Here is a 6,359-nt window from a genome sequence, read left to right as displayed (position 1 = left end):
CGTGGCCGGCGCCGCGCGGCGCGCCGCAAAGACCGCGCGCGCTTAGCCGCCCGCGCGCGCGATCGAGTTCGCGACGCTGCGAAAGACGAGCGGCTGCTCGTCGCGCGGCGTCGCACGGCGCGCGAGCCGGACCGCGTGCTCGACGCGGCCGTGATGCGCGGACTTCGCGCACACCGGGTCGGCCTCGGCCGGATCGCCGGCGAGCAGGTAGGCCTGACAGCGGCAGCCGCCGTGATCGACATGGCGCTCGTCGCAGCTGCGGCACGGTTCGCGCATCCAGCCGTCGCCGCGAAACGCGTTGAACGCGTCGCTGTCGTACCAGATCTCCTTCAGTGAGCGCTCGCGCACGTTCGGCAGCGCGAGCGCGGGCAGCGCACGCGCCGCGTGGCACGGCAGCGCGGTGCCGTCCGGTGCGACGCCGAGGAATACCGATCCCCAGCCGTTCATGCATGCTTTCGGACGCTGCTCGAAATAATCGGGCACGACGAACAGGATCCGGCATCGCTCGCCGACCAGCTTGCGGTAGCGGTTCACCGTCTCCTCCGCATCGCGCAGTTGCTCGGCGGTCGGCATCAGCTGCTCGCGATTGAGCATCGCCCAGCCGTAGTACTGCGTGTTCGCGAGTTCGAGAAAATCCGCGCCGAGGTCGAGCGCCATCTCGATGATGCGGTCGACGTGCGGCAGATTGTAGCGATGCAGCACGCAGTTCAGCACCATCGGATAGCCGTGCGACTTGATCAGGCGCGCGACGCTGCGCTTCAGTTCGAACGTCCGCGTGCTGGTCAGGAAGTCGTTCAGCTCGCGCGTCGAATCCTGCAGCGACAGCTGGATATGATCGAGCCCGGCCGCCTTCAGCCGCTCGATGCGCGCGGCGGTCAGGCCGATCCCCGACGTAATGAGGTTCGTATAGAAGCCGAGCGAGCGCGCGTGCTCGACCAGCGTTTCGAGATCGTCGCGCTGCAGCGGCTCGCCGCCGGAAAAGCCGAGCTGCGCGGCGCCGAGCGCGCGCGCGTCGGCGATCACGGTGCGCCACGTGTCGGTGTCGAGCTCCGCGCCGTGCGTCGCGAAGTCGACCGGGTTGTAGCAGAACGCGCAATGCAGCGGGCAACGGTAGGTGAGTTCGGCGAGCAGCCACAGCGGCGGCGACGGCGACGGCGGGTTCGGATCGCGCGTCATGTCAGTCCAGCCAGCCGCGCAGTCGCGCATGATCGAGGAAGCGATACACGTCCGACGCGAGATCGGACGTGCTGAACAGCCGTTCGAGTTCGCCGATGATCTCATCGAGTTCGCGCGTGCCGTCGCAGCGCGCGAGTATTTCGCCCGCGCTCGGATTGAGCTTCACCATGCCTTCCGGATACAGCAGCACGTAGGCATCCTGGGCCGCCTCCCATTGCAGGCGGTACATGCCCCTCAGCGTGGGGCGCAGCGGCACGCCGCTGACGTCGACGGAATTCATGCGCAATACGCCTTTTCAATGGCATCGAGGATCGACCACAGCACGTCGAGCTTGAACGTCAGAATCTCGAGCGCGCGCCGTTGCGCGTCCGCGGTCGTGAAATGCGCGAGCGTGACCGCGAGGCCGTGTTCGACGTCGCGCTGCGCGAGCGGCAGGCGGCTGCGGAAATACTGCAGCCCGTCCGCGTCGATCCACGAATAGTGCGACGGCCAGCCGGCGAGACGGTCGAGGTGGATCTGCGGCGCGAACATCTCGGTCAGCGACGAGCAGACCGCTTCCTGCCACGTCGCGCGCCGCGCGAAGTTCACGTACGCGTCGACGGCAAAGCGCACGCCCGGCAGCACGTGCTCGAGCGACCACAGCGCCGCGCGATCGAGACCGACCGCCTCGCCGAGCCGCACCCACGCTTCGATGCCGCCGGCATCGTCGCCGTGCCCGTCGTGATCGAGGATGCGCTGCACCCACAGCCGGCGCGTGTCGCGGTCCGGACAGTTCGAGAGGATCGCCGCGTCCTTCAGCGGGATGCTGATCTGATAGTAGAAGCGGTTCGCGACCCAGCCGCGAATCTGCGCGGGCGTGCACGCGCCCGCATTGAGCCGCCGGTTGAACGGATGGTGAATGTGATAGCGCGATTCGAGCGCGCGCAGACGCGCCTCGAATTCGTCGGCGCTCCACGGGCTCGCGTGCAGCGCCGCCGCGGAAATCGGTGCGTTCATGGTCATACCTCGAAATGCATCCCGTCGTGCGCGACCTCGATCCCGTGCCCGTGCAGATGCGCGCGCTCGGCCGAAGCGGGATCGAGAATCGGGTTCGTGTTGTTGATATGCGTGAGCACCTTGCGCGTCTGTGCCGGCAACGCGCGCAGCCGATCGATCATCCCCGGCCGCATGCCGTCGCCGCGTTGCGCGAGATGGCCCATGTCGGCCGCGTGCTTCGCCGACAGGCCGAGTTCGATCATCTCCGTGCCGGTCCAGAACGTACCGTCGACGAGGACGAGATCGGCATCCTGCATCGCGGCCTGCACGCGATCGTCGACGTCGGCAAGGCCCGGCGCGTAGAACGCACGGCGCCCGCTCGCGACGTCCTCGATCAGCAGCGCGACGTTGTCGCCCGGCGCGGCTGCCGCGCGTCGCGGCGAATACGGCGGCGCCTTGCTGTCGACCGGCACCGCGGTAAAGCGGATGCCGCCCGCGCCCGGAATCGCGAACGGCTCGTGCAGCGCGATGGCGTGCGCGTCGACGCCGCAGTAGTGGCCGAGCAGCGGCACGATCGGCAGCGCGGTCGACAGATCGTCGAGCACCGGCGCGCTCGCATACAGCGGTAGCGGCGACGTGCGTTCGCGCAGCATCAGAAGCCCCGTGACGTGATCGATCTGCGCGTCGCACAGCACGACCGCGACGATCCCGCTGTCCCGCACGGCGCGCGCCGGCTGCAGTTCGGGCGCGGCGCGCAGCTGCGCGAGGATGTCGGGCGATGCGTTGACGAGCACCCAGTCGACGCCGTCGCTGCTGACGGCGATCGACGACTGCGTGCGCGGCACGATGCCGTCGGTGCCGGCGCGTGCGCGACGGCAGTTCGCGCAATTGCAGTTCCATTGCGGCAGTCCGCCGCCTGCGCCCGATCCGAGGATCCTGATCTTCATCGATGCGTGCTCCGATGCCGGCCGCCGCCTGCGCGCGGCAGGCGGCGGCACGGCGTACGCCGATCAGCGGTTGGCGATATACATCGTGATTTCGAAACCGAAGCGCAGATCGGTATAGGCGGGGGTCGTCCACTGCATGGCATGTCTCCTTGTGTCAGTTCAGTTGAGTTGCATCGAATGAACCGCGTCGATCGGCGGTCGATCACTGTTCAGCAAGGAGCGTGCCGGGCGTGCAGAGCGCGGGCGCGACGACGTGCGGATGCCGCTGCGCCGTCGTTGCGGCCGCAACATTACCAATAGCCTACAAAACGGTTTCGGTTTCCATCGTCGCGGGGGCAGAACGGTGCGCGTCCCCGCGCGCGACTGTTGAATCCTTGAACACCGGTGTTGCAAGCTGACACAGCCGATGTGACAGTGAGGCCGCGCCTCAGTGTTCATCCGTGCGCAGCGGCGCCGTGCCGGCCGACGGCATCTTCCGGTAGATCGTGTTGCGCGACACGCCGAGCGCGCGCGCGGCGGCCGACACATTGCCGCCGTGCCGCGCGAGCGCCGCGGCGATCGCGCACGCCGCCACGTCCTGCAGCCGCGCATCGCCGGCCGCGAACGGATCGGCCGCGACGGGCGGCGCGGCGACGCCGTCCTGCGCAGATTGCGCATCGTCGCACCGCAGATCGTCGAAAAAGTCCTCGGGCAAGTGTTCGCAGCGGATCTCGCCGTCGTCGTCGACCATCGCGGCGGCCGTACGCAGCAGGTTCGCGAGCTGGCGGAAATTGCCGGGCCACGCGCAGCGCTCGAATAGCGCCATCACGTCGGGCGCGACGCTCAGCGGCCGCCGGCCGGGGCCCGACAGCGTCTCGCGCTGCAGCATCTTCTGCACGACCACCGCGAGATCGGTACGGTCGCGCAGCGGCGGCAGCCGCACGACGAGCCCGTTCAGCCGGTAGTACAGATCCTCGCGGAAGCGGTTCTGCGCGATCATCTCGCGCAAATCGCGGTGCGTCGCGCAGATGATCGCGATGTCCACGCCGATCGCCTTCGTCGAGCCGAGCGGATTGACGATGCGCTCCTGCAGTACGCGCAGCAGCCGCACCTGCAGCGGATACGGCATGTCGCCGATCTCGTCGAGAAACAGCGTGCCGCCGTTCGCCTGCAGCAGCTTGCCGGTCGCGCCCTTGCGGCGCGCGCCCGTAAACGCGCCCTCCTCGTAGCCGAACAGCTCCGACTCGATCAGCGTCTCCGGAATCGACGCGCAGTTCACCGCGACGAACGGCCCGTCGCGACGCGGCGAATCGTTGTGGATCGCCTGCGCGAGCAGTTCCTTGCCGGTGCCGGTCTCGCCCGTGATCAGCACCGGAATGTCCTTGCCGATCACCTTGCGCACCTTCGCGATCACGGCCGCGACCTGCGGATCGCCGGTGTCCAGATAGCTGAGCCGCGATAGGCTCGCGGCGCCATGCGCGGCCGCGGGCCGCGCGGCCGGTACGGCGCCGCCGTCGTGCACGTCCGCGGGGCGGCTGCCCTCCGCGCGCAGCGCACGCCGGAACTGCACGCGCGCACAGACCACCGCGCCGTTGCCGAGATTGAGCATCACGTACGGCTCGGTGCTCGCGCGCATCCGGTCGATCAGCTGCGCGCTCGTCACGTCGAACAGCGACGCGAGCGTATGCGCACGCAGCGCGGACAGCGGCATGCCGAGCTGGAACTGCGCGCTGCGGTTCGCGGACAGAAAGCGGCCGTCGGCGGTGAACGCGACGATCCCTTCCATCAGCGTGCCGAGAAATTCCGGCCGGCCGTGAAACGACACCTGCAGCGTCTCCTGGAACGTCGTCGTAAACAGATGGTTCTCGATCATCTGCACCGACATCTTCGCGAGCGCCATCGTGTGCTGGTGATAGCTGCGATGGTCACCCGTCACGTCGAGCACGCCGATCACGTCGCCGTACGGATCGAGAATCGGCACGCTCGAACAGGTCAGGAAGTGGTTCGCCGCGAGAAAGTGCTGGTCGCCGTGCACGACCATCGGGCAGAGCTCGGCCAGCGCCGTGCCGATCGCGTTGGTGCCCTGCCGGTCCTCCGCCCAGTTCGCGCCGGGGCGCAGCGCGACGCGCTCCGCACGGCGCAGGAAGTCGTCGTCGCCGATCGAATTCAGGATCAGCCCTTCCGCATCGGTCAGCACGATCATGCTCTGCGTATTGACGATCTGCTCGTGCAGCGTCTCCATCACCGGCATCGCATGCACGCACAGCACGCGGTTCTGCTCGCGCTTGAGCGCGAGTTCGCTGGCGGACAGCACATCGTAGTCGGGGCGTGCGGACGCCTGCAGGCCGAACGTCTCGGACCGCTGATGGGACTTCCGGATCGTGGGCGTCGGCCAGCCGGGCGCTTGCGCAGCCCGTGTGTCGGCGGCCGGATGAACGTCGTCGCGCATTGTCTCCTCCGGGGATCCTTCCGGTCGGTTGCCGGACTCTTCTGTCCCGATACAAGCAAACATCGGGCCATCGAGGCGATCGCGACGCGATCTTATGACGCGTGCGCGCCGCGCCGACGATTCGAAAGGTCATTGAAAGACGATCAACGGTTGTCGCGGTCGCTCATCGAAAAGCCGTGATGAGCGCATGATCTGCGACGCGACCCGGACGAACGCAGTCGCGCGCGAAGCGCGCCTCGATTGCGCATGCGTTGCCATGCCGTTCGCGCTTTGGCGCGCCGCCGCCGCCCGCGTTCCTCTATCATCGCCCGCATGAACCGACGACCCGAGCGCCGACCGTCTGCTCCATCCCTTCGCCGTCTGTCGCGCGACGGCTGCGCGATCGCCTGGCGCGAAGCCGGCCATCCGCGCGGCCACCCGGTCGTCGTGCTGCACGGCGGCCCCGGCAGCGGCAGCCGGCCCGCGATGCTGCGCCTGTTCGACCTGCAGCGGATGCGCGTCGTGCTCGTCGATCAGCGCGGCGCCGGTGCGTCGACGCCGCGCGGCGGCTTGCGTCACAACAACACGATGCGGCTGATCGACGACCTCGAGGCGCTTCGCATGCGGCTCGGCATCGCGCGCTGGGGCGTCGTCGGCGGCTCGTGGGGCGCGGCGCTCGCGCTCGCCTATGCGGGACGGCATCCGGCCCAGGTGACGGGCGTCGTGCTGCGCGGCCTGTTCCTGACCTCGGCACGCGAACTGCGCGCGTTCTTCGTCGGCTCGCGCGCACGGGCGCCGCGCGCGTGGCGGCAACTGGCCGCGGCGGCCGGCACCGCGCGCGCCGATCGCCTGCT

At 68.9% G+C, this 6,359-nt stretch carries 7 protein-coding genes; 1 reads left to right on the top strand and 6 read right to left on the bottom strand.

Features of this window, described 5'->3' with window-relative positions:
- Positions 1 to 42: 42 nt before the first annotated feature.
- The 6 genes from pqqE to BST28156_RS34130 form a co-directional block, all read right to left on the bottom strand.
- Positions 43 to 1,176, bottom strand: a complete 1,134-nt coding sequence (gene pqqE, locus BST28156_RS34155) for a pyrroloquinoline quinone biosynthesis protein PqqE (RefSeq protein ID WP_012464851.1) — start codon at positions 1,174 to 1,176, stop codon at positions 43 to 45.
- A gap of 1 nt (position 1,177) precedes the next feature.
- A complete protein-coding gene (gene pqqD, locus BST28156_RS34150; RefSeq protein ID WP_006413117.1) occupies positions 1,178 to 1,456 on the bottom strand; it encodes a pyrroloquinoline quinone biosynthesis peptide chaperone PqqD in 279 nt (92 codons plus the stop codon).
- Positions 1,453 to 2,172 (bottom strand): pyrroloquinoline-quinone synthase PqqC, encoded by a 720-nt coding sequence (gene pqqC / locus BST28156_RS34145; RefSeq protein ID WP_012218306.1) that lies wholly within the window; start codon positions 2,170 to 2,172, stop codon positions 1,453 to 1,455. Before pqqC ends, pqqD begins: the two co-directional genes overlap by 4 nt.
- Before the next feature lie 2 nt (positions 2,173 to 2,174).
- Positions 2,175 to 3,098: a pyrroloquinoline quinone biosynthesis protein PqqB gene (pqqB, locus tag BST28156_RS34140; RefSeq protein WP_012218307.1), complete on the bottom strand. Its 924-nt coding sequence runs from the start codon at positions 3,096 to 3,098 to the stop codon at positions 2,175 to 2,177.
- 63 nt (positions 3,099 to 3,161) lie between these two features.
- Positions 3,162 to 3,236: a pyrroloquinoline quinone precursor peptide PqqA gene (gene pqqA / locus BST28156_RS34135; RefSeq protein ID WP_006410019.1), complete on the bottom strand. Its 75-nt coding sequence runs from the start codon at positions 3,234 to 3,236 to the stop codon at positions 3,162 to 3,164.
- Between the two features lie 289 nt (positions 3,237 to 3,525).
- Complete coding sequence (locus BST28156_RS34130) at positions 3,526 to 5,526, bottom strand: sigma-54-dependent Fis family transcriptional regulator (RefSeq protein WP_174904547.1); 2,001 nt, start codon at positions 5,524 to 5,526, stop codon at positions 3,526 to 3,528.
- Between the two features lie 312 nt (positions 5,527 to 5,838).
- Here BST28156_RS34130 and BST28156_RS34125 point away from each other — a divergent pair.
- The coding region (locus BST28156_RS34125; RefSeq protein ID WP_174904546.1) for an alpha/beta fold hydrolase at positions 5,839 to 6,359 on the top strand (521 nt) is incomplete at its 3' end.

It is taken from the genome of Burkholderia pseudomultivorans (assembly GCF_902499075.1).
In the GTDB taxonomy this organism is placed as follows: Bacteria; Pseudomonadota; Gammaproteobacteria; order Burkholderiales; family Burkholderiaceae; genus Burkholderia; species Burkholderia pseudomultivorans.
The sequence above is the reverse complement of the archived record's forward strand: the minus strand, read 5'-3'. Positions and strand labels throughout refer to the sequence as shown.